Consider the following 22,091-nt stretch of genomic DNA (forward strand, 5'->3'; position numbering starts at 1 on the left):
TTAGGTCAAGCCCACCGCGCGCTCGTCCTCGGTGGGCGTGCGGCGCTCGACCAAACACCCGGCGAGGAGATCGAAGGGGGTTTGGCCCAGCACAAGGACGCTGAGGCCAAGGATGGCCAAGATGGTTGCTTCAACATAGGGGAGTCCTGTCAGCGCAACAAGAGTAAGGAGTAGCCAGCTGTTGCGAATTGCTGCGCTGGCGATTCCGGGATGCTCAGCGATGACTTCTAGCTTCAACGACCACTTGCCCAGAGAAGTCTGCTTCGTTGCCTCCGCCCACACCCGGTAGACGTAGAAGACGAGGGCGAGCGCGATGATGTCGTAGATAGCTCCTGCTCTGCCGCTCAATACTCCGTCGGTGCTGAGGTTGATTGCCCATTTGATTACCACGATGACAGCGGCGGCGAGGAAGGCGTCAATCCACCAGGCCACCGTGCGGCGCAGAAAAATCCCGAGGCGTTCTAAAAGCATGGCTGCCAGCTTAGTTCGCTGCGGGCGGCACACTCCGCACCAGGGTGGGCAGGGGTCCGGGCTATCGTGCTTCGCACACGAAGATGGCAGTGCCAGGGAAAATTTCACCTCGTTCTGGAGACCACTGGCCCCACGTGGTGTCGAGGCCCTCTGGCCATTCGGGTTCGATGAGGTTGCAAATCTCGAAGGATCCGCGAACCTGTAGTGCTCGCACCCAATCACCCATCGTGCGGTGAAACTCGGCATAGCTAAGCTCACCGTTGACATCCTGTTCGAGGTAGGCGCGCTCAAAATAGGACAGCTCTGCTGTGAGGTTCTGGGGATCGTCGGGGAAGACCCAGCGCATTGGGTGCGGCACAGAAAAGACAAAGCGTCCACGTGGGCGCAGGACCCGGTGGACCTCGCACAGCGCCGCGTCCAGGTCGGCCACGAAGGGTAGGGCGCCGAAGGCGGAGAAGACGACGTCAAAGGATTCGTCGCGATAGGGAAGCGCTAGGGCATCAGCTTGGACTAGCGGTAGCTCGGGCGCGGCATGGGAGAGCATTCCCGACGAGAGATCGAAACCCGTCGCAAAGTGCGTGCGTCCTTGCAGCCACTGCGTGCACGGCGCGGAGCCGCAACCTAGCTCGAGAACGGTGGCGGAGGAGACGTCGCCAAGCAGTTGCGCCTCAGCCTCATGCAGCATTTCCGGGCACCAGTAGAAAGAGGATAGGTATTCGGGGTGTTCCGCGTGGTAGGAGTCGGCGTCAGTATCCCAAAAGTTGCGGTTGGCAGAGGATGCCGAAAACGATGCTGCAGACATTCTTCCTTTCCCAATTCTTTTTCCATGGCGCATTTGCCGTTTTAGCTGCGAGGATGTAGGGTTGTACGGGCGTGTCTATGACTCGGGACGCGCTGGGCTACTGTAGGAGAGCTCGGCACGGCTGCGAGTCGGGATTGAAATCCATCTTAAGCCTTGCGCATTCGCGCTGCTTAATGACGCTTTTCAAGAGACGCGTAACTGTCCAATTACGATCTCCTACGTTTATTCGGAGCATAACTACATGCCAACTTCTAACACCCCTCAGGTTGCGATCAACGACATCGGAACCGCAGAGGACTTCCTCGCAGCTGTCGACGCCACCATCAAGTACTTCAACGATGGTGACATCGTCGAGGGCACCGTGGTCAAGGTTGACCACGACGAGGTCCTGCTCGACATCGGTTACAAGACCGAGGGCGTCATCCCGTCCCGCGAGCTCTCCATCAAGCACGACGTCAACCCGGATGAGGTTGTCGAGGTCGGCGACGAGATCGACGCACTTGTTCTCACCAAGGAGGACAAGGAAGGCCGTCTGATCCTGTCCAAGAAGCGCGCACAGTACGAGCGTGCTTGGGGCGCCGTCGAAGAGCTGCACGCCAAGGAAGAGCCGGTCACCGGTACCGTCATCGAGGTTGTCAAGGGTGGTCTCATCCTGGACATCGGCCTCCGTGGCTTCCTCCCGGCATCCCTCGTTGAGATGCGCCGCGTCCGCGACCTGGAGCCGTACATCGGCCAGGAGCTCGAGGCCAAGATCATCGAGCTGGACAAGCAGCGCAACAACGTTGTTCTGTCCCGCCGTGCATACCTCGAGCAGACCCAGTCCGAGGTCCGCTCCGAGTTCCTGCACCAGCTGCAGAAGGGCCAGGTCCGCAAGGGCGTTGTCTCCTCCATCGTCAACTTCGGCGCCTTCGTCGATCTCGGCGGTGTCGACGGCCTGGTTCACGTTTCCGAGCTGTCCTGGAAGCACATCGACCACCCGTCCGAGGTTGTCACCGTGGGTGACGAGGTCACCGTCGAGGTTCTCGACGTCGACCTGGACCGCGAGCGCGTGTCCCTGTCCCTGAAGGCAACCCAGGAAGATCCGTGGCGCGTCTTCGCCCGCACCCACGCTGTGGGCCAGATCGTTCCGGGCAAGGTCACCAAGCTCGTTCCGTTCGGCGCCTTCGTTCGCGTCGAGGAGGGCATCGAGGGTCTCGTCCACATCTCCGAGCTGGCTCAGCGCCACGTGGAGGTTCCGGACCAGGTTGTCAACGTTGGCCAGGAAGTCATGGTCAAGGTCATCGACATCGACCTCGAGCGTCGCCGCATCTCCCTGTCCGTTAAGCAGGCAGACGAGGACTACACCGACGAGTTCGATCCGTCCAAGTACGGCATGGCTGACTCCTACGACGAGCAGGGCAACTACGTGTTCCCGGAGGGCTTCGACCCGGAGACCAACGAGTGGCTCGAGGGCTACGACGAGCAGCGCCAGGCTTGGGAGGCTCGCTACGCCGAGTCCGAGCGTCGCTTCAACCTGCACACCGCTCAGATCGAGCGCAACCGTGCTGCAGCCGCTGAGGCCGCCGAGTCCGCTGCCAACTCCAACTACTCTTCCGAGTCTCAGGATGCAGCTCCGGCATCCGATTCTCAGGCAGAGGTTGGCGGCTCCCTCGCTTCCGACGAGCAGCTTGCTGCTCTGCGCGACAAGCTCGCTGGCAACTAAAAGCTAAGTCCTCTCGGATAGGCTCCGCCGTTTAGTCCGAGACGATCTAGTTCTTGCAGAAAGGCCGCTTCTCTCCGCTGTGGGAGAGGCGGCCTTTCGCGTATCCTAAGCCGGTATGAAGCTCATTGGACTCACCGGCGGAATCGGCAGCGGAAAATCGACTGTGGCGCAGCTTCTCGTGCGCCACGGCTGGGAATTAGTGGATGCCGATCAGATAGCCCGGGACATTGTTGAACCGGGTCAACCAGCGCTCACAGAACTGGCGCAGGCTTTCGGGGAAGATATTCTCCAAGAAGACGGAAGTCTGGACCGGAGGTTGCTAGCTTCCCGTGCCTTCTCTAGTCGCGAGAAGACCGCTGTGCTCAACTCGATTACGCACCCGCGCATTAACGAGGAAACCCAAGCCCGCTTCGACGCAGCGCGTCAAGCCGGTGCCGATTTCGTGGTCTACGATATGCCGCTCCTCGTGGACAAAGGACTCCACAAGGATATGGACGCCACCATTGTTGTTGACGTTGACGCAGAGGAGCGTGTGCGCCGCCTGGTGGCATACCGCGGGCTGGATGAGGAGGACGCACGCCGCAGGATCGCCGCGCAGATTCCGGACGATGTGCGGCGTGCTGCCGCTGACTTCATCATTGACAACAACGGCCCCCGCGAAGCACTGGATGAGCAGGTCGAGGAGGTCGTCGAGAAGCTGCGCGCCCGCCTAGGTTAGGCACGCAGCTTCCTAGCAGCAACTTCCTGGCAGAAGCTCCTAGCGCGTTGCTACGACGTCAGAGACTGCGATGTGGTCGTTGTTCTCCATGTCCTCGCCCACGAAATCAAGGTCAGTGCGCATCAGCATGGTGTTGTAATCGTGCCACGATGTCAGCGTGTAATACAGGTGCTGGTCATCCTGGTTCGGCAACACGAAGGGCGCGTACGTGTCATTGAGTGGCTCGCCGCTGACAACCTCGGTGGTCTTCGCGCCCACGAGCATGCGGCGCGGTGACCATGGTCCTTCGGGGCTATCTGCGGTCCGCATGACGATGCCCTCTCCCTCCACTCCATACATGGTGACGTACTTGCCCAAGTAGTGGTTGTAGGCCACGGAAAGCTCGGAGACCTTGCCATCGAGCACCTCGGTGGCCCGCGCGGGATCCTTCACCCATGAGCCATCCGAGTAGTAGCTGAAGGCATCTTCGTTGGGGAATTCAGACTTCAACGCGCGGGATAAATATGCCGGGCCACGGCGGCCGTTTCCCGTGGAGTAACGGTAGATATAGTCGTCGTGCTCGATGAAGGCCGATTGCTGCAGCTTTTCGAAACCTGGGCGGTAGTTTGCGCCGCCGGGAATGGGAGCGTTCGTCCCGTGGCTAGCGTTAGTGCGCGTGGCCTCCGGTACCGCGCGCCACGTGACTCCGCCGTCGGTCGACTTCACGGTCCCACCAAAATTGGTGGACCATCCGGTTTTCGGGTCGTGCCAAGAGCGCACGGACATGTAGTCGATGTAGTGCACGCCGTCGACCACGATGCCCGCTGTGGGGATGGTGGTGCGCTCGCCGTTGGTATCTTGATCTCCCACCTTTTGGGAGGGGATGAACTCCTTTGCGCGGCCATTGGCGGACCATCCGGAGTTAGTCAGCGCCTCCTCCAGACGTAGGCCATCACCGTAGTCGTGGTCGCTCGTGCGCAAGAGGAGGTTGGAACGCCACCCATCACCGTCGCTCGAACAATCCATGGAATCGCCGAAGACGTAGTAGGAGCGGCCCGCGTTGTCAGAGTAGGCAATGCCGAGGTCGGTTCCGGAAATGTCGAATTTTTGGTCGGTGCGGTTCGGGGAACCGGAACCGGTGATGAGCTGCATGATTTGTGTCGGTCCGCCGGTGATTTGGCGCTGGTTATAGTTGCTGCGCTGTGGTGCTGCGGAGTCACCTGAACTGCTCGAACGAGAGGAGCTACCCAGCAGCGCGTCGAGCCCTCCTAGCGAAGAGCCACCTCCCGGCCCGGAGGCCTCGGACTTCGACGTGAAGCTACCGGATTTCGAATAGGCCGTACACGGAGAAGCTTGGGCGGTGGGCGTGTGGGACACGATAGCGACGGGCACGAGACCGGCGATGGTTACTGCGCTGGCGAGGGAACGAAACTTCATGCCAGCCGATTCTAAAGGAGAGCGGCAACTTTTAAAGCATATGGTGGCTAAAATTTACCTTGTGCTCGCGCCCCGTTCATCTTGAGTGCTTAATCTGCCCCTCCATGGGAACCTGGGACGTTGGGCCTTTTGATAATCACGCCGCGTGCGAAGTGCTCGCGGAAATTCGTGATGGCTCCTTCGACCTCGACACGTTTAAGAAAAGCTGCGTGGATTCTCCCATCGATGTTGACGACGCCGAGGTCGTCATCGCCTTAGGCGCACTGGCGACGTCCCCGGCGGACAAACTTCCCGCTGGAGTCAGTGTCGAATCCGTTAAAGCGCTGCGCACGCCGCAGACTCGGGCCTGGCTGCGCCAGAAAATTAACACAGCGATGGAGCCCAATAATTCCCCGATTTATGCTCTGTGGGAAACCACGGGTGAGTTAGATCTGTGGCTGCGCACGACGCGTGCTGTATTGCCCTAAACCGTTCTCTCTTGCCTCACACAGTGGCTGGGTTGTTGACCTGCCGGGACCTAGCAGGTTTAGGCTTCGGCGCGTTAGACTGGTCGGCATGGCTTTTGCTGCTGAACACCCTATCCTGCCGGTCTCGGAACACCGTCCTGTCGGTGAAATCGAACGGCGCTCGGCCGATTTTCGTGTTGAATCAGAGTACCAGCCCGCCGGCGACCAACCCGCCGCCATCGCGGAACTGGATGAGCGGCTGAGCCGCGGCGAGCGCGACGTCGTCCTCATGGGTGCCACGGGTACCGGTAAATCCGCTACTGCGGCGTGGCTCATCGAAAAGCAGCAGCGCCCGACACTCGTGATGGCGCCGAATAAGACGCTGGCGGCCCAGTTGGCAAATGAGCTGCGCCAGCTCCTCCCGCACAACGCCGTTGAGTACTTCGTTTCTTACTACGATTACTACCAGCCGGAAGCCTATATCGCGCAGACGGATACCTATATTGAGAAGGACTCCTCGATTAATGAGGACGTGGAACGCCTGCGCCACTCCGCCACCTCGGCGCTTCTTTCCCGCCGTGATGTTGTCGTTGTGTCCTCTGTGTCCTGCATCTATGGCTTGGGCACGCCGCAGTCCTACCTCGACCGCTCGGTCGTGCTGGAGGAAGGGGAGGAGATTGACCGCGATCGCTTCCTGCGCCTGCTCGTGGATATCCAGTACGAGCGCAATGACGTGGGTTTTACGCGCGGAACCTTCCGCGTCAAGGGCGATACCGTGGATATCATCCCCGCCTATGAGGAGCGTGCGGTGCGCATCGAATTCTTCGGCGATGACGTGGATGAGCTCTACTACATCCACCCGTTGACGGGCGATGTTCTCGAGCGAGTCGACGAGGTGCGAATCTTCCCCGCGACTCATTACGTGGCGGGTCCAGAGCGCATGGCGCGGGCCATCGAGGACATCAAGGAAGAACTTGCGGAACGCCTCGCCGAGCTGGAGAACCGCGGCAAGTTGCTCGAAGCACAGCGCCTGCGAATGCGCACCGAATACGACCTCGAGATGATCGAGCAGGTGGGCTTTTGCTCCGGCATTGAGAACTATTCGCGCCACGTCGACGGGCGCCCTGCCGGTTCGGCGCCGGCGACACTCTTGGATTATTTCCCGGAGGACTTCCTTACCATCATCGATGAGTCCCACGTGACCGTCCCGCAGATCGGTGGCATGTTTGAGGGTGATATGGCCCGTAAGCGCAACCTCGTGGAGTTTGGCTTCCGTTTGCCGTCTGCCGTAGACAACCGGCCACTCACCTTTGATGAGTTTGAGGAGCGCGTGGGGCAAACCGTCTACATGTCGGCCACGCCTGGTGATTTTGAAATGACGGCCTCCGGCGGCGAGTTCGTCGAACAGGTCATTCGCCCCACCGGCCTGGTGGATCCCAAGGTGACGGTCAAACCCACCAAGGGCCAGATCGATGACCTCATCGATGAGGTCCGCGCCCGCACCGCTAAGCAGGAGCGTGTATTGGTCACCACCTTGACTAAGCGCATGGCAGAAGACCTCACTGATTACCTTCTGGAGCATGGCATCAAGGTGCGCTACCTCCACTCGGATATCGATACGCTGCAGCGCGTGGAGCTACTGCGGCAGCTGCGCTTGGGTGAATTCGATGTGCTCGTAGGTATTAACCTGCTGCGCGAGGGCCTCGACCTTCCCGAAGTCTCACTCGTCGCCATTTTGGACGCAGACAAGGAAGGCTTCCTGCGTTCCACCACTTCGCTCATCCAGACAATTGGCCGCGCCGCCCGAAACGTGTCCGGTGAGGTCATCATGTACGCAGACAAGATTACGGACTCGATGCAGGAAGCCATCGAGGAGACTGAGCGCCGCCGTGAAAAACAGATTGCCTATAACAAGGAACACGGCATCGACCCGCAGCCATTGCGCAAGAAGATCGCTGACATTTTGGACCAGGTCTACGACAACGCCGATGAGCAGGAGCAGGGGGCGGACCCCACGGCAATCGTCGAGAAGCCCGATGTGTCCTCCATGGCTGCCGACGAGGTGCAGGCGCTTATCGACGACCTGACGACCCAAATGCGCGAAGCCGCCCGAGAGCTTAAATTCGAGCTGGCGGGGCGCTTGCGCGATGAGATCGCGGACCTGAAGAAGGAGCAACGTGGACTCAAAGAGGCCGGGATTTAACAGTCTGGGCCGGCATACTGAAACCTCGTTAGTGCACTGGGCGGGTAACACCACACTCAGCGTGGGCAGCCGTGCCATACTGTTAGGGATTAACCACTAGATATAAGGAGAATCATGCTGAGCTACAACGTCATCGCCGTGGGAACCGATGGATCACCGACATCCCTGCGTGCCGTCCGTTCTGCCGCATCCATGGCGCGTGCTTATGATGCGACGTTGATCATCGTGTCTGCTTTCTACAACCACTCCGGTTCGATGCTCGGCGCACCGAACGCAGAGGACGCCCGCGTGCCCGTCGTCAGCGAGGAAATGTCAGAGAATTTCCTCAACAATGCCGCGGAGATCGCGCACGGCGAGGGTGCGAAGCGCATCGAGATCATCGCTAAGTCTGGCGACCCTGTGAACTCACTCATCGAGGTGGGCAAGGACTATGACGTCGACTTGTTCGTGGTGGGTAACAAGGGAATCCATTCAGTTCGCGGCCGGGTATTCGGTTCCGTTGCGACGGAGCTAACCCGTAAGGCCCACGCGGATGTTGTGGTGGTCAACACCACTGAGTAAGCGCCGGGCTCCAGTCGGGCGTACAGCACACGCGCTGATCGACGCGAACACGCCAGCGTTGTTAGACTAGCGGGTGCGCAAAAGCTTTTAGAATTTTGTTTAGCGGTGGCCTCAAGGTTGGGGCCCAGCGAAGAAAGGTCATCATGAGCGATTACAACAAGATCGTGGTCGGTACCGACGGTTCCAAGTCCTCCCTGCTCGCAGTGGAGCGCGCCGCCAAGATCGCCGCAGCCTTCGATGCCACCCTCATCATCGGTTGCGCCTACTACGAGAACCAGGAGCAAGCCTCCAAGACACTGCGCCAGGATTCAGTGACGATTCTCGGTGATGAGAAGGCTCAAGCCAACCTCGCCTCCGGCAAGGAACACGCAGAGAAGTTCGGCGTGACGAAGGTGGAGACCGCTGTGCGTCCGGGCACCCCGGTTCAGGCTCTGATGTCCATCGTCAACGACAACAAGGCTGACCTGCTCATCGTTGGTAACCGCGGAATTAATTCCTTGACCGGCCGTCTGCTCGGTTCGGTTCCGGCGGATGTCGCGCGTCAGTCTGATTGTGACGTCATGATCGTCCACACCGTCAACTAAGCCTTCTCGGGCTACGGTACGCACACGCCCCAGAAACTTCTTCGTCGGAAGTCTCTGGGGCGTGTTTGCGCGTTGTGGTGCTTTTCTAAGAGCCGAACCGAAGCTTGCGATAGGCGCGGGCGAGGGCGTTACCGTCGGCGCCTTGAATAAGCGGGATATCGAAAGAAGACTCTTTGTTGACCTTGACCAAGGGAGCAAGCGAGCCATGGGAGAGCAGCTGCTCTTGTGGCGTGAGGTTGCGTATTGCTAGCGCTGCCACACGGTTGGGATGCTCCGCCGCGGCGTCGGCATAAGTCAGAGGATCGTGCTGCCCATCATCACCGATGAGAAGCCAGCGCAATTTGGGGAAAGCAATGAACAAGTTGCGCAGTTGGACGCGCTTGTGTTCTTGGCCATTGCGGAAAAGACCGGTGGGCGTTGGGCCCCAGTCGGTGAGCAACAGTGGGCCACGTGGGAAGCCGTTCTCCGCCATGAAATTGACCAAGGTGTCATAGGTATTCCACGCACCGGTGGAGAGGTAGACGAAGGGAACCTCTGGGTGCTGTTGAGAGATCTCCCGGTAGAAACTGGCCATGCCTTCGACGGGGGTTCGCGTATTGGTGCGCTTTACCCAGGAATTCCACGCTGCAATCATGGCTCGCGGCAGCCAGGTCACCATGATGGTGTCATCGATATCGCTGACCACACCGAATGTCGTGTCTTTGTCCACGATGAGGACTTCCGCGCGCACCTCGTCCGCGCCTTTGGCGCGGATGGTGACGTCGTGCCAGCCAGGTTCTAGCCCGTGATCATGGACGAGGACATCGATATAGCCGTTGTCGTTCGTGGTGCCCGACACCGTCTTACCGCCAACAGTTACTTCGACCTCGTGATGCGTGACCTGGATGGTGAAGAATTGGCGGTATCCGCGTTGGGTCCACGTATCGCGTTCCTCAGCCTTGGGATCGTGCATGAGCACGCGGCCAAGCACGTGGACAAAGTCCTCGTTGCCGTAGCCGGCATAGCCAGTAATGCTGGGCTGCCAGCCTTTGCGTGCGGAGTGCTTGAGTGAGAATGCATTCGCGGTGGATTCGACTTTGCGGGCGATATCGGAAAGTGCCATGCGCACCAGACTAACCGAAAACCTCCGCGTAACGGCCGGCGATGGTCAAGGACTGCGTCGCGCGCGTGAGGGCCACGTAGAGGTTGTGCAGACCTTGCGGTGATGCTGCCACGATGTCATCCGGGTTGACTACGGTGACGTGGTCAAACTCTAGCCCCTTGGTGTGCTCAACGTTGGCCGCCGTGATCACAGCCCGCAGGCGCCCTTCATCGTCCTGGAAGGTAGCTGGCTCAAGGTCGTCCGTATCCTCGCGCCAGATGACGTCCACGCCGTCGCGAACAGCGATACCCGGCGTCGCTTCGGGGTTGATGGATTCCAAGAGTTGATTGGCCAATTCGGTAATTGGGCGCGGGGTGCGGTAGTTGACGCTTAACCCGTGAAGCCGAAAGCGCTCGCCGACGAACGGCTCGAGCGTGTCCGCCCAATCATCGACGCCGGCAGGGGCACCGGTCTGGGACGTGTCGCCCACGAGAGTCATCCACCGCGAGGGGCTACGGCGAAAAATCATGCGCCATTCCATCGGGGTGAGTTCTTGGGCCTCGTCGACGATGACGTGCCCGTAGGCCCACGTGTAGTCTTCACGGGCGCGCTGGGCGGTGGTGCGGGAGTCCCGAACCTCGTGGCGTCGAGCGAGGTGCTCGGCGTCGATGACGTCGTGGGCAGAGAGAATCTCCGCTTCGAACATGTCGTCATCGTTGTCGGTGGAATCGGAAGAGCTCAGGATATCGAGTGCGTCTTCTGCCTCTGCGACTTGCTCACGCCATTCTTTTTCTTCGGCGACACGTTCTGCTTCGGGGTCGGGCATGCCGATGAGAACCGCAAGTTCGTCGAGAAGCGCGGCGTCGGAAGGCGCCCAAGCTCGGCCGTCCTCACGGTAGAGCGCACTGCGGGTTTCATCATCATAGTCGCCGGCCGCCGAATCGATGCGTTCGGTGCTGCTGAGGAGATCGGCGAGGACATCGGTGGGTGTCAGGTGGGGCCAGAACTCGTCGATGAGCTCTAGCACCTGGGGTTCTTCCGCGAGGTCGTCGTGGAGCTGATCCACATCCGCGCGGGAGAGCAGGTTGTTGCCGCCGAGAGGGTCAGCGCCAATGCGTTCAGCCATCTGCTGGGCCAGCGACTCGGTGAGGTGCTCCGCAAACGCTGCTTGTGCATCGTTGTGCGGTTTGCGCGAGCGCCGTGCACGTGTCCGTGCTGCCTTGACCATCTGTGGGTCCACGGTGAGCTCGAGCCGATCGATCTCGAGCGTGCGCGATTGTTCCGGCAGGCGTTGATAGTCTTTCACCGCGTTGCCGAGGATCTCCACCATGGCCGCGGAGCCTTTGATTTCGCGCGCGAGCAGGGACTCAGGGTGAGTAGCCTCAATGCCGGGGAAGAGAGAAGAGATGGTAGAAAGCACAACGCCGGTTTCACCAAGCTCCGGAAGCACCCGGGAAATATACTCCAGGAAGGTGGAGTTGGGACCCACGATGAGCACACCCGTGGCGGCCAGTTGTTCGCGGTAGGTGTAGAGCAAATAGGCCACACGGTGCAGTGCCACCGCCGTCTTGCCGGTTCCTGGCCCGCCTTCGACCACCATGACGCCGCGCGTGCTGTCTCGGATGATTTCGTCCTGCTCCCTCTGAATGGTTTCCACAATGGAAGGCATGTGCCCAGTGCGGGCCTGTTGCATGACGTGGTGGAGGGCGGACTCACTGGCAACGTCGCTGCTGTCGGTGTGTGACTCGCCTTCGAGGACTTCGTCGCTGATTCCGGTTACCGTGCGCCCAGTAGTCCTGATGTGCCGGCGGACGTGGACTCCCTCGGGGTGCGCGGTGGTGGCAAGGTAGAAAGGTCGCGCCATCGGGGCGCGCCAATCCAGAAGGAGCGTGCGGTAATCCTCCTCGCGGGCATCGAGCCCCATGCGGCCGATATAGCGGCGGTCTAGTCCCTCCGGGGTGGGGTTATCACCGGGTGCATCAATGTCGATGCGCCCAAAAACTAGGCCGAGTTGGGCGATGTTTAGACGGTCCAGCTTGGCCTGCAACCCGTGGTACTCGGTTTCGCGGCGCACCAGAGCATCGGCATCCGGGGTATGCGGATCGACGGCAGCCTGTACCTCATTGAGGCGCTCATTTGCGGCGTGGACCTCATTATCGAGACGCGCAAAAAGGCCATCGACATAGGCTTGTTCACTGGCAATCTCGGTGTGCGGATCGTTTGCTTGAGCACCAGGGTTTGCGGTGCGAGGCACGGATGAAGATTCAGACACAAGGCTCCTTGGGCGCGTTTGAAGGCTTCTCCTGGGTAGAAAAGAACAACGGCCCAGCATACTAGCTGAGCCGTTGTTGTCTCCACCGCTTCCATGTATCACGGTGCGTTGCGGGGCTATCCGCAACTTTAGGCGACGTGCTTAGAGGCGGTCACCGAACTTCTTGAATGCCTTATCGAGCTTCTTGGATGCTTCCTTCTGCAGCTTTTCCGCGCGCTTGCGAGCCTTCTTCTGGGCGCGCTTGCTATCAAGCGAATCGGCCTTGGCCAGGGCCGCGTCAGCGCGGTCCTGCGCCTTGCCGGCCGCCTTGACGAGGCCCTTGCGAGCGGTAGCGGAGTTATCACGGGCTGCGTCGAGCCAGTCATCCTTGTTGTCCTCAATGAACTCGCGCGCGGTCTCGGCGGTGTCTTCCACGAAGGTGCGTGCGGACTCGAGGAAATCGCGTCCGGTGGACTCCCAGTCATCGCGGTTGTCCTCGACGTAGTCCTTGGCGGTCTCGAGCCAGTCATTGGCCTTGGCCGTGACATCAGAAGAAATCTCATTGGCGCGGGTGGAGAAGTCCTCCGCAAACTTCTGCTGCTCGGACTTGCCCGGCAGCGCCTGCTGGATCTTCTTGTTCGCGCGCTCGGAAGCCTTGGCAGCGCGCCAACGCACAGATGGCTTACCTTCGGTGTCCTGGGTGACGATGGCCAGGGCGCCGAGCAGAGCGGTGTTGGTAATGAAGCCGTTGCGCTGTGCTTCCTTTTCTTCCTTGGAATCTGCGGTCCAGAAAGCATTTCCAACCAAGTTGGGGACGTGAGTCAGCGCCAGCACAGCAGCGGAGGTGCGCGGTGCCTTGCCCAGCGCCAAGCTGGTGCCCGCGGCGGTCTTTGCGCCGCCGAGCGCGCGGGTAACCAGCTCGGGGTCGTTAGGGATGTAGCCTGCGTACTCGCGCGGCAGCACCTTGCGCAGGCGCTTGAGCACGGACTCGGTGTCCGCGACGTGCTCCGAGGTGTTGCGGAGCGTATCCACACCATCCCAGATGAACACGGAGGCCAGCATAGGACGGGCAAACTTACGAATCATGACGTGCTCCATTCGATAGATCTGTAAAGACGTTCGTCACACCATAGTACGCGGGTTAAACAACTGCTGCTGTGAGGGCAGCAGTTAACACGTCGTTACCAACGGCGCTCCCACCACTCGTCCAGATGCGGGCGCTCTGTGCCAAGCGTTGTGGGCGCTCCGTGTCCAGGGCGGACGATCGCTTCGTCGGGGTAAACATCAAAGAGCCGCTGCGTGACATCCTTGTACAGGCGCACGAAGTCACCTTCCGAGGTGGTTTTCCCCACGCCGCCGGGGAAGAGGGAATCGCCGACGAAGAGGTTGGTGACACCGTCAATCTCCGCTGCAACCGCTGCACCGCCTGGAGTGTGTCCGCGCAAAATGATGACGGGTAGGTCGAAGCCGGCAAAAGGCAGGGTATCGCCATGCTCGAGCTCCACGTCGACGGGCGCGGGCAGGGCAGGGGAGTCGAGGAAAGAGGCATAGTGCACGGCGCCGGTTGTGTCCAAGACTTCTTTCAATGCACGCACGTGGTCCCAGTGGCGGTGGGTGGTAAGCACGGAGGTGATCTTTACTCCGTTATCTGCGGCTAGAGAAAGAAGCGCGGGGGCGTCAGCGGAGGCGTCGATAAGCAGCGCTTCTTCGCCCGCACACAGTAGGTAGCAATTGTTGTTCATGTCGGACACGGAAATTTTATGAAGCTCAAGCGCGTTGTTCATAAGTCCAACCATACGGGGACATTCTGATTGAGAACTCTCTGAACACACATACATTTGTGTAGGAAGGCAGCAACTAGTGGCTGATCGTTTGGTCGTACGAGGTGCGCGTGAGCACAACCTCAAGGGCGTGGATATCGATATTCCGCGCGACAAATTGGTGGTGTTTACCGGCCTATCTGGCTCGGGCAAGTCCTCGCTTGCTTTCGACACCATCTTTGCCGAGGGCCAGCGGCGCTACGTTGAGTCCTTGAGCTCCTATGCGCGCATGTTCCTTGGCCAGATGGATAAGCCGGACGTTGAGTTCATTGATGGGCTTTCTCCGGCGGTGTCCATTGACCAAAAGTCCACCAACCACAACCCGCGCTCAACAGTGGGAACCATCACCGAGATCTATGATTACCTGCGTCTGCTCTTCTCCCGCGCGGGCACGGCGCACTGCCCTCAGTGCGATGCCGTCATTGAGCGTCAAACCCCACAGCAAATCGTGGATGAGGTTTTAAGCCACGAGGAGAAGCTTAAGTTTCAGGTCCTCGCACCGGTTGTGCGCCGCCGTAAAGGCGAGTTCGTTGACCTCTTCGCGGACCTCGCGGCGCAGGGATATTCCCGCGTCCGGGTGGATGGTGAGCTCTACCAACTCAGTGATCCGCCCAAGCTGAAGAAGCAGATTAAGCATGACATCGACGTCGTCGTGGATCGCTTGCAGGTCAAGGCTTCCCAAAAGCAGAGGCTGACGGATTCCGTGGAGACTGCTCTGCGCTTGGCTGATGGCCTGGTAACCCTGGATTTCGTCGACAGGGAGGAGCTCACTCACACCTACTCGGAGAAGGCTGCCTGCCCCAACGGCCATACGCTGACCATTGAGGAATATGAGCCGCGCGCCTTTTCCTTCAACGCACCTTTCGGTTCCTGCCCGGTGTGTGACGGTTTGGGCACCCGCCTTGAGGTTGACGTTGATCTGTTGATCCCAGACCCGGATGCTCCGGCTGTGGAGGCCATCCAACCGTGGACGTCGAGTCCCAATGCGAGGTACTTCGTCAAGCTCGTCGAAGGCCTAGCGAAGGCCCTCGACTTCGATCCCCGCACACCGGTTTCTGAGTTGACTGAGGAGCAGCGTCACGCCTTGATTTATGGCACTGACGTGGAAGTCAGCGTGCGCTACAAGAACCGCTATGGCCGCCAACGCAATTGGTCCGCGCCTTTTGAAGGTGCCATCGGATTCCTGGAGCGCAAGCTTGATCAGGCTGATTCCGAATCGCAGAAGGACCGCCTGCTTCAGTACACCCGTCGCGTTCCTTGTAATGCCTGCAACGGCACGCGCCTCAAGCCCGAAATCCTGGCGGTGCGCTTGGCCTCGACCGCTCACGGTGAGCAGTCCATCGCGGGCCTGACGGCGCTGTCCATCGAGGAGGCAGCAGAGTTCCTCGACTCGCTCGTTCTGGGCCACCGCGAGGAGATCATCGCTGGTGCTGTACTAAAGGAAATCCAGGCGCGCTTGCGCTTTCTTCTCGACGTCGGTCTGAACTACCTCACCCTCGACCGCGGCGCCTCCACGCTGTCCGGTGGTGAAGCGCAGCGCATCCGCCTCGCCACACAGATCGGTTCCGGCCTAGCGGGAGTTCTCTACGTGCTCGATGAGCCCTCCATCGGCCTACACCAACGCGATAACCAGCGCCTCATCGCCACGTTGAAGCGCTTGCGCGATATCGGAAACACCTTGATCGTGGTGGAGCACGATGAAGACACCATTCGGGAGGCGGACTGGCTTGTCGACGTTGGACCGCGCGCCGGCGAGTACGGCGGAACGGTGGTCTATCAGGGTGAACCCGCCGGTATCGAAGCCGTGGAGGAATCGCTCACTGGGCAATACCTCTCGGGCAAGAAGAAGCTCGCTGTCCCCGATACGCGCCGTGCGATCGATCCTGAGCGCATGCTCAAGGTGGTCGGCGCCCGCGAGAATAACCTCAAGGGCATTGATGTGGAGATCCCCCTGGGCGTCCTCGTCTGCGTTACAGGCGTGTCCGGTTCCGGAAAGTCCACCGTGGTCAACCAGATTTTGGCCAAGACCTTGGCCAACAAGCTCAACCGCGCCCGCCAAGTGCCGGGTCGAGCCAAGCGCGTCGAGGGCGTGGAACACCTAGACAAGCTCGTGCAGGTGGACCAGAGCCCCATCGGGCGCACCCCGCGCTCAAATCCGGCGACGTACACAGGGGTCTTCGACAAGATCCGCAACCTCTTCGCGGAAACCCAGGAGGCCAAGGTTCGCGGCTACAAGCCGGGCCGGTTCTCCTTCAATGTCAAAGGCGGACGCTGCGAAGCGTGCCAAGGTGACGGCACCATCAAGATTGAGATGAACTTCCTGCCCGATGTCTACGTGCCCTGTGAAGTATGCGAGGGCGCACGCTATAACCGCGAGACCCTGGAGGTTCTCTATAAGGGTAAGAACATTGCTGAGGTCCTCAACATGCCGATTTCAGAGGCCGCAGAGTTCTTTGAGCCCATCACCTCGATTCACCGTTATCTCAATACCTTGGTGGAGGTGGGCCTTGGATACGTCCGCCTGGGTCAAGCCGCTACAACACTTTCCGGCGGTGAAGCACAGCGCGTGAAGCTGGCATCTGAGCTACAAAAGCGCACGAATGGGCGCACGGTCTACATCTTGGATGAGCCGACGACGGGCCTGCACTTTGAGGACATCCGCAAGCTCATGCTCGTCATCCAGGGCCTGGTGGATAAAGGCAACTCCGTTATCATCATTGAACACAATCTGGACGTCATTAAGGCTGCAGATTGGATCGTTGACATGGGCCCCGAGGGCGGCTCCGGCGGCGGTACCGTCGTGGCTCAGGGCACACCAGAAGATGTGGCACAGGTGGAAGGCTCCTATACGGGAGGGTTCCTCAAGGAGATGGTCTGATGGTAGGGCAGAAGCTCACGCACGCGGCCGCGGTGGCTCTCGGTCTTGCCGTGGCTACAACTGCGGCGGGCTGTTCTGCCCCGGATAGGGACGCAGTGCAGGAAGCTCCCGAAACATCTAGTGAGGGGGTTAAGAACAGCTACGACCTCGATGCGGAGCTGCGCGCCGTCGTCGCAGACGTCGAAAGCGAGTATGACGTTCAAGCCGGAGTGTCAGTGGCGGATCAACAGGGAACGTTCAACGCTGGACTAAGGGGTGAAGAGCCTGCATGGTCAACCGTAAAGGTGCCGATCGCCATCGCGGCTTTGCGCGACGAGGCTAGCCCTGAGCTTGTGGACCTCGCCATTAAGGAATCGGACAACGATGCCGCCTACGCACTGTGGTCCCACGTTCGTTGGACCGAGGGGGACGCGGGGAGCGCAGTCAAGGCCCTCTTGAAGGAATACGACTCATCCGGCGAATTCGAGGAACCATTTGGATATTCCACGTGGCTGCTCGAAGAACAGGCCAAGTTTGGCGCACACTTGCCGTGTATCTCCGAAGCCGCGCAGGTTTATGACGCGATGGATGACATCGTGGAATGGCAAGACAATGGACTCGACCGCCTCCCGCATACCCGGGCCAAAGGCGGCTGGAGGCTTTCCGAGGAGGACAACGGGTATACCCACCGCCAGATTGGGGTCCGGGAAACCGAGGGGGTCGGTAAGGATGCCGATGGCACGGTGGGATTGGCCATTGAGGTCACCATGCCCGGCGACTACGCCGAGGAGGCTATACCCGCTCTTAACTTGCTTGCTGCAGGCCTAGACCGTGTTGTCGCCGAGGCTCTGGGGGAGGGCGCGCTAAAGCCCTTGGTTGGTTGTGCGCGGCCTGGCGCAGCGCCGAGGGCTGGGGAGGCGTCGGCAAGCGCAGCGTCGAAGAGGCAAGGTGCGTCGGCCGAACCAACAACTAACTCACCTGCACGCCGATTTGGTGATTGATGCATGTGGTGTTAGAGTAGTGCGCACTACCGCCCGTAGCGCCTCCTCCAGGAGGTACTTGGGCCGCAAGCGGAGTTTCTCCCACCTGAGGCCGCGTAGGAATCACCATTCCAACGCAGGATAAAGGTTAAGAGTAGGCGCCACATGGTGGTGCGTGCTTGAAAAAGAAACTCCCGGATGCCACTGGCGCCGGGATTTATTCGTTTGTGGCCTCGGTAGGCACACTACTAGCCCCACAATCGAGGAGAACCACAATCAGCGCTGAAGCTCGCATTAATGAGCGCATCCGAGTACCCGAGGTCCGTCTTGTTGGCCCCGGTGGTGAACAGGTGGGCATCGTCCGTACTGACGATGCTCGCAAGCTCGCGTACGAAGCAGATCTTGACTTGGTCGAGGTTGCGCCGAACGCGAAGCCGCCCGTAGCCAAGATCATGGATTACGGCAAGTTTAAGTACGAGCAGGCCCAGAAGGCCCGCGAGTCCCGTAAGAATCAGCAGCAAACTGTGGTGAAGGAACAGAAGTTCCGTCCGAAGATTGATGATCACGATTACGAGACGAAAAAGGGCAACGTGGTGCGCTTCCTGGAGAAGGGTTCCAAGGTAAAGGTGACCATCATGTTCCGTGGCCGCGAGCAGTCGCGTCCGGAGCTGGGTTTCCGCCTGTTGGAGCGTTTGGCTGACGACGTCGCAGAGGTCGGCGTTGTGGAGTCGCGTCCCAAGCAGGATGGTCGCAACATGACCATGGTTCTTGGACCCGTCCGCAAAGGCAAGAAGTAGACCACGCTCCACTTAGGATTTAAGGATTTAATTCTCATGAAGCAGAAGACTCACAAGGGCACCGCCAAGCGCATCAAGGTGACTGGCTCCGGCAAGCTGCGCCGCGAGCAGGCTAACCGCCGCCACCTCCTGGAGGGCAAGCCTTCCAAGCGCACCCGTCGTCTGAAGGGCACCGAGGACGTCGCCAAGGCAGACACCAAGCGCGTCAAGCGCCTTCTCGGCCGCGCATAGTCAGCGCCGAAACTCCCATCCCCACACACTCACAATCAAGATAAGGAAGTATTACTGTGGCACGAGTAAAGCGCTCAGTTAACGCCAAGAAGAAGCGTCGCGCAATCCTGAAGTCCGCTAAGGGCTACCGCGGCCAGCGCTCCCGCCTTTACCGCAAGGCCAAGGAGCAGTGGCTGCACTCCATGACTTACGCTTACCGCGATCGTCGCGCCCGTAAGTCCGAGTTCCGCAAGCTGTGGATCCAGCGCATCAACGCTGCTGCTCGTATGAACGACATCACCTACAACCGCCTCATCCACGGCCTGCGCCTGGCTGAGATCGAGGTTGACCGCAAGATCCTCGCCGAGCTTGCAGTTAATGACTTCGAGGCTTTCTCCGCACTGTGCGAGGCTGCTAAGGCTGCGCTTCCGGAGGACGTCAACGCTCCGAAGGCTGCCTAAGCACCGCGCGTAGACGCTAGATGAACCCACCGCCCCTGATGGAGGGACGGTGGGTTTGTCGTTTGTGGGAGTAGTGCCCGCAAGAACCCTTAAGCGCTGCTTCTTCCGAGGGATTGTGTTACATTGCACAGTACTGTCATGAAAGCCGCCTGTCCTTAGTCCTTGGGGCTGGCCAGAGATACATGGTGTGAAGGAGAGAAGAGAAATGACCAACCCGAACAACGCTTATCAGCCCAATGGCGGCGCTTCTAATGGAGGACAACCGCAACAGGCAAACCCCTTCGGGTCTTCGAGCGACCAGTACGGTTATAGCGCGGCCCCGTATGGCGGTTCGCAGCCGGCTCAGAATGTTCCAGCGCAGCAGGACGCTTACCAGTCACACTACGGCCAGCAGCCACAGGCTGGAGGAGAGCAAAAGTCATGGGTAGTAGCACTGCTCTTGTGCTTCTTCTTGGGTGAATTGGGAGTTCATAACTTCTACCTCGGCCGCACGAAGCGCGGTATGTGGCAGCTGGCTCTTGCCGTCGTCGGCCTTATTACTTCCTTTATCATCATTGGTATTTTCCTCGTCGCTGGATTGGTGATCTGGAAGTGGGTCGAGCTCGTGTTCATCGCCGGTGGTTTCTCCAATTACGATAAGGACGCAAACGGCGTACCGCTGAAGAAGTAACCGTCTGCAGAGAATCGCGGAGAACTCTTATCCCGCTTGCCCGCCCGAACGTGGTGGGCAAGCGGGACTTTTCAATGTGAAGCTCGGTCGGTACCGTCACATACATGGATCTGGATTTCTCCTCTGCTTTTACCGAACGCACGCCGCGCGTAGTCAATGCGGCCAAGCTGCACCGCGCGGCCAACCGTCGTAAGGCGGAGCGCTTCATCATCGAGGGCGAAAACGCTGTGGACGCGGCGGTGTCCACGGGAGCGGCGACCGACGTCTTCGTGACGGAAAGAGCCGCCGAGCGCTTCGCCCACATCGTGCAAGCCTGCGGATATATGGACGTCTATGTCCACCCCATCACGGATAAGGCGGCCAAGCACCTGTCTGATACCGCGACGAGCACCGGGCTCTTCGCCGTGTGCCGCCCCGTCCTGTGGAGCGCCGGCAAGATTCTGGCGGGCAAACCACAGCTGGTCTCAGTCCCAGTGCTGACGTCTGAGCCTGGCAACGCAGGTACCCTGATTAGGACTTCGGACGCCATGGGGGCGGACGGTGTCATCTTCGCCGGTGAGACGGTCGACCCTTTGGGCTGCAAGGTCGCGCGCGCGTCGGCGGGGTCGCTGTTTCATGTACCCGTCGCTCGCGATCCCAATATCAAGGACGTCTTGGGCAAGCTGCGCTCTTTCGGGATGCAGGTGCTAGCCACGGCTGCTGATGGTGAAGTAGATCTAGCTGAGGCAGATCTGAGCCAACCCACCGCCTGGTTGTTTGGTAACGAAGCACATGGACTGGGCGAGCTCTTGGACGAAGCTGACATGCGTGTGCGCATTCCGATTCTTGGGCGTGCAGAGTCACTCAACCTGGCTACGGCCGCCAGCATTTGTCTTTATGAATCAGCCAAGCAACAGAACAGCTAGCTCTGCTCTGTGACTAGGGCTGGTGGCCACAGTAGTCGTTAAGCACGGTAAGATAGCTCGCGTTAGTTTTTGTGCGAGAAGAAGGTAATCAAGGCACGTGTCCGATACACCTCAGATCGAATTGACCGAAGAGGCCCTGGGGGCCGCCGCGGAGAAGGCCATTGCCGCCTTCGAGGCTGCATCCGACCTCGACGAGCTCACCTCCGCCCGCCGCGAACACCTTGGTGACGGTGGCTATATTCCGCAGGCCCGCCAGTCGCTGGGCCAGTTGCCCAAGGATCAGCGCAAGGACGCCGGTCGTGCGGTAAACATGGCCCGCGGCAAGGTGGAAAAGCGCTTTGCACAGATTCGTGAAGTGCTGGAGCAGGAGGCTCGCGCCGCTCAGCTGAAGGCGGAGAAAGTCGACGTTACCGTCCCCACCACGCGGGCGCAGACTGGTGCTTTGCACCCTATTACCGCGTTGTCGGAGCGCATCGCCGACATCTTCGTGGGCATGGGCTGGGAGATTGCCGACGGCCCGGAGGTTGAGGCCGAGTACTTTAACTTTGATGCGCTGAACTTCAAGCCCGATCACCCTGCGCGTACGTTGCAGGACACTTTCCATGTGGGCAAGGAAGGCTCCAAGCAGGTCTTGCGTACGCATACCTCGCCGGTGCAGGTACGCACGATGCTTGAGCGAGACGTACCGCTGTACATCGCTTGCCCGGGTCGCGTTTTCCGCACCGACGAACTCGATGCCACCCATACTCCGGTCTTCCACCAGGTGGAGGGCCTAGCAGTGGACAAGGGGCTGACCATGGCCCACCTTCGCGGCACCCTGGAGCACCTAGCCAAGGTTCTTTTTGGCCCCGAGACCACCACCCGCATGCGCGTGAACTACTTCCCGTTCACCGAGCCCTCGGCCGAGGTCGATGTGTGGTTCCCGAATAAGAAGGGCGGCGCCGGCTGGATCGAGTGGGGCGGCTGCGGCATGGTCAACCCCAACGTTCTGCGTGCCGTGGGCATCGACCCCGAGGAGTACACAGGTTTCGCCTTCGGCATGGGCCTTGAGCGCACCTTGCAGTTCCGCAATGGTCTGACCGATATGCGTGACATGGTTGAAGGCGATGTTCGCTTCACCCTGCCCTTCGGCGTGCAGGCATAGGAACCCAGAGAA

At 59.9% G+C, this 22,091-nt stretch carries 21 protein-coding genes; 14 read left to right on the top strand and 7 right to left on the bottom strand.

The window, feature by feature from the left end; genetic code table 11:
• Together HMPREF2792_RS00205 and HMPREF2792_RS00210 are read right to left on the bottom strand one after the other, a co-directional pair.
• Positions 1-471, bottom strand: a complete 471-nt coding sequence (locus HMPREF2792_RS00205; RefSeq protein ID WP_070529893.1) for an RDD family protein — start codon at positions 469-471, stop codon at positions 1-3.
• A 61-nt stretch (positions 472-532) separates the two neighbouring features.
• Positions 533-1,273, bottom strand: a complete 741-nt coding sequence (locus HMPREF2792_RS00210) for a class I SAM-dependent methyltransferase (RefSeq protein ID WP_070529895.1) — start codon at positions 1,271-1,273, stop codon at positions 533-535.
• A 241-nt stretch (positions 1,274-1,514) separates the two neighbouring features.
• On the opposite strand from HMPREF2792_RS00210, the gene rpsA reads away from it, so the two are divergent.
• Together rpsA and coaE are read left to right on the top strand one after the other, a co-directional pair.
• Positions 1,515-2,975, top strand: coding sequence for a 30S ribosomal protein S1 (gene rpsA, locus HMPREF2792_RS00215; RefSeq protein ID WP_010190105.1), 1,461 nt, complete (start codon positions 1,515-1,517; stop codon positions 2,973-2,975).
• Between the two features lie 115 nt (positions 2,976-3,090).
• Positions 3,091-3,693 (top strand): dephospho-CoA kinase, encoded by a 603-nt coding sequence (coaE, locus tag HMPREF2792_RS00220; protein WP_070529897.1) that lies wholly within the window; start codon positions 3,091-3,093, stop codon positions 3,691-3,693.
• 39 nt (positions 3,694-3,732) lie between these two features.
• On the opposite strand, the gene HMPREF2792_RS00225 is transcribed toward coaE, so the two are convergent.
• A complete protein-coding gene (locus HMPREF2792_RS00225) occupies positions 3,733-5,109 on the bottom strand; it encodes a DUF4185 domain-containing protein (protein ID WP_070529899.1) in 1,377 nt (458 codons plus the stop codon).
• A gap of 104 nt (positions 5,110-5,213) precedes the next feature.
• Between HMPREF2792_RS00225 and HMPREF2792_RS00230 the strand changes: the two genes are divergently transcribed.
• The 4 genes from HMPREF2792_RS00230 to HMPREF2792_RS00245 all read left to right on the top strand — a co-directional run bounded on the left by HMPREF2792_RS00230 (position 5,214) and on the right by HMPREF2792_RS00245 (position 8,903).
• A complete protein-coding gene (locus tag HMPREF2792_RS00230; protein WP_141746419.1) occupies positions 5,214-5,576 on the top strand; it encodes a DUF4259 domain-containing protein in 363 nt (120 codons plus the stop codon).
• A gap of 88 nt (positions 5,577-5,664) precedes the next feature.
• Positions 5,665-7,758, top strand: a complete 2,094-nt coding sequence (uvrB, locus tag HMPREF2792_RS00235; protein ID WP_070529903.1) for an excinuclease ABC subunit UvrB — start codon at positions 5,665-5,667, stop codon at positions 7,756-7,758.
• A 114-nt stretch (positions 7,759-7,872) separates the two neighbouring features.
• On the top strand, positions 7,873-8,319 hold the full coding sequence (locus tag HMPREF2792_RS00240; protein ID WP_070523204.1) for a universal stress protein: 447 nt from the start codon (positions 7,873-7,875) through the stop codon (positions 8,317-8,319).
• A 143-nt stretch (positions 8,320-8,462) separates the two neighbouring features.
• A complete protein-coding gene (locus HMPREF2792_RS00245; protein ID WP_010190091.1) occupies positions 8,463-8,903 on the top strand; it encodes a universal stress protein in 441 nt (146 codons plus the stop codon).
• Positions 8,904-8,988: 85 nt separating this feature from the next.
• On the opposite strand, the gene HMPREF2792_RS00250 is transcribed toward HMPREF2792_RS00245, so the two are convergent.
• The 4 genes from HMPREF2792_RS00250 to HMPREF2792_RS00265 all read right to left on the bottom strand — a co-directional run bounded on the left by HMPREF2792_RS00250 (position 8,989) and on the right by HMPREF2792_RS00265 (position 14,019).
• On the bottom strand, positions 8,989-10,005 hold the full coding sequence (locus tag HMPREF2792_RS00250) for an App1 family protein (protein WP_070529905.1): 1,017 nt from the start codon (positions 10,003-10,005) through the stop codon (positions 8,989-8,991).
• 10 nt (positions 10,006-10,015) lie between these two features.
• The gene (locus HMPREF2792_RS00255) at positions 10,016-12,256 is read right to left on the bottom strand and encodes a HelD family protein (RefSeq protein WP_070529907.1); all 2,241 of its coding nucleotides are present in this window, start codon (positions 12,254-12,256) and stop codon (positions 10,016-10,018) included.
• Between the two features lie 141 nt (positions 12,257-12,397).
• Entirely contained in the window at positions 12,398-13,321 is a 924-nt protein-coding gene (locus HMPREF2792_RS00260; RefSeq protein WP_070529908.1) for a DoxX family protein, read from the bottom strand.
• Between the two features lie 95 nt (positions 13,322-13,416).
• Positions 13,417-14,019 (bottom strand): MBL fold metallo-hydrolase, encoded by a 603-nt coding sequence (locus tag HMPREF2792_RS00265; protein ID WP_070529910.1) that lies wholly within the window; start codon positions 14,017-14,019, stop codon positions 13,417-13,419.
• A gap of 76 nt (positions 14,020-14,095) precedes the next feature.
• Between HMPREF2792_RS00265 and uvrA the strand changes: the two genes are divergently transcribed.
• The 8 genes from uvrA (at position 14,096) to pheS (ending at position 22,079) form a co-directional block, all read left to right on the top strand.
• Entirely contained in the window at positions 14,096-16,933 is a 2,838-nt protein-coding gene (gene uvrA / locus HMPREF2792_RS00270; RefSeq protein ID WP_070529912.1) for an excinuclease ABC subunit UvrA, read from the top strand.
• A complete protein-coding gene (locus HMPREF2792_RS00275; RefSeq protein ID WP_232748407.1) occupies positions 16,933-17,913 on the top strand; it encodes a serine hydrolase in 981 nt (326 codons plus the stop codon). The genes uvrA and HMPREF2792_RS00275 overlap by 1 nt, the downstream gene beginning before the upstream one ends.
• Positions 17,914-18,119: 206 nt before the next feature.
• Positions 18,120-18,689, top strand: a complete 570-nt coding sequence (gene infC / locus HMPREF2792_RS00280; protein WP_083299163.1) for a translation initiation factor IF-3 — start codon at positions 18,120-18,122, stop codon at positions 18,687-18,689.
• 36 nt (positions 18,690-18,725) lie between these two features.
• Complete coding sequence (gene rpmI / locus HMPREF2792_RS00285) at positions 18,726-18,920, top strand: 50S ribosomal protein L35 (protein WP_010190075.1); 195 nt, start codon at positions 18,726-18,728, stop codon at positions 18,918-18,920.
• 56 nt (positions 18,921-18,976) lie between these two features.
• Positions 18,977-19,360, top strand: coding sequence for a 50S ribosomal protein L20 (gene rplT, locus HMPREF2792_RS00290; protein WP_005323264.1), 384 nt, complete (start codon positions 18,977-18,979; stop codon positions 19,358-19,360).
• Between the two features lie 205 nt (positions 19,361-19,565).
• Positions 19,566-20,030, top strand: a complete 465-nt coding sequence (locus tag HMPREF2792_RS00295) for a TM2 domain-containing protein (protein WP_070529916.1) — start codon at positions 19,566-19,568, stop codon at positions 20,028-20,030.
• Positions 20,031-20,134: 104 nt separating this feature from the next.
• Positions 20,135-20,935, top strand: a complete 801-nt coding sequence (locus HMPREF2792_RS00300) for a TrmH family RNA methyltransferase (RefSeq protein ID WP_070529918.1) — start codon at positions 20,135-20,137, stop codon at positions 20,933-20,935.
• A 97-nt stretch (positions 20,936-21,032) separates the two neighbouring features.
• Entirely contained in the window at positions 21,033-22,079 is a 1,047-nt protein-coding gene (gene pheS, locus HMPREF2792_RS00305; protein ID WP_070523173.1) for a phenylalanine--tRNA ligase subunit alpha, read from the top strand.
• The last annotated feature ends 12 nt before the right edge of the window (positions 22,080-22,091 follow it).

The organism is Corynebacterium sp. HMSC068H04, from assembly GCF_001811255.1.
GTDB classification, from domain to species: Bacteria; Actinomycetota; Actinomycetes; order Mycobacteriales; family Mycobacteriaceae; genus Corynebacterium; species Corynebacterium hesseae.

What these genes read in the sequence shown, in the direction of transcription:
- HMPREF2792_RS00205 (WP_070529893.1), bottom strand. Translation starts at nt 471, where the DNA reads ATGCTTTTAGAACGCCTCGGGATTTTTCTGCGCCGCACGGTGGCCTGG.
- HMPREF2792_RS00210 (WP_070529895.1), bottom strand. Translation starts at nt 1,273, where the DNA reads ATGTCTGCAGCATCGTTTTCGGCATCCTCTGCCAACCGCAACTTTTGG.
- rpsA (WP_010190105.1), top strand. Translation starts at nt 1,515, where the DNA reads ATGCCAACTTCTAACACCCCTCAGGTTGCGATCAACGACATCGGAACC.
- coaE (WP_070529897.1), top strand. Translation starts at nt 3,091, where the DNA reads ATGAAGCTCATTGGACTCACCGGCGGAATCGGCAGCGGAAAATCGACT.
- HMPREF2792_RS00225 (WP_070529899.1), bottom strand. Translation starts at nt 5,109, where the DNA reads ATGAAGTTTCGTTCCCTCGCCAGCGCAGTAACCATCGCCGGTCTCGTG.
- HMPREF2792_RS00230 (WP_141746419.1), top strand. Translation starts at nt 5,214, where the DNA reads ATGGGAACCTGGGACGTTGGGCCTTTTGATAATCACGCCGCGTGCGAA.
- uvrB (WP_070529903.1), top strand. Translation starts at nt 5,665, where the DNA reads ATGGCTTTTGCTGCTGAACACCCTATCCTGCCGGTCTCGGAACACCGT.
- HMPREF2792_RS00240 (WP_070523204.1), top strand. Translation starts at nt 7,873, where the DNA reads ATGCTGAGCTACAACGTCATCGCCGTGGGAACCGATGGATCACCGACA.
- HMPREF2792_RS00245 (WP_010190091.1), top strand. Translation starts at nt 8,463, where the DNA reads ATGAGCGATTACAACAAGATCGTGGTCGGTACCGACGGTTCCAAGTCC.
- HMPREF2792_RS00250 (WP_070529905.1), bottom strand. Translation starts at nt 10,005, where the DNA reads ATGGCACTTTCCGATATCGCCCGCAAAGTCGAATCCACCGCGAATGCA.
- HMPREF2792_RS00260 (WP_070529908.1), bottom strand. Translation starts at nt 13,321, where the DNA reads ATGATTCGTAAGTTTGCCCGTCCTATGCTGGCCTCCGTGTTCATCTGG.
- HMPREF2792_RS00265 (WP_070529910.1), bottom strand. Translation starts at nt 14,019, where the DNA reads ATGAACAACGCGCTTGAGCTTCATAAAATTTCCGTGTCCGACATGAAC.
- HMPREF2792_RS00275 (WP_232748407.1), top strand. Translation starts at nt 16,933, where the DNA reads ATGGTAGGGCAGAAGCTCACGCACGCGGCCGCGGTGGCTCTCGGTCTT.
- rpmI (WP_010190075.1), top strand. Translation starts at nt 18,726, where the DNA reads ATGAAGCAGAAGACTCACAAGGGCACCGCCAAGCGCATCAAGGTGACT.
- HMPREF2792_RS00295 (WP_070529916.1), top strand. Translation starts at nt 19,566, where the DNA reads ATGACCAACCCGAACAACGCTTATCAGCCCAATGGCGGCGCTTCTAAT.
- HMPREF2792_RS00300 (WP_070529918.1), top strand. Translation starts at nt 20,135, where the DNA reads ATGGATCTGGATTTCTCCTCTGCTTTTACCGAACGCACGCCGCGCGTA.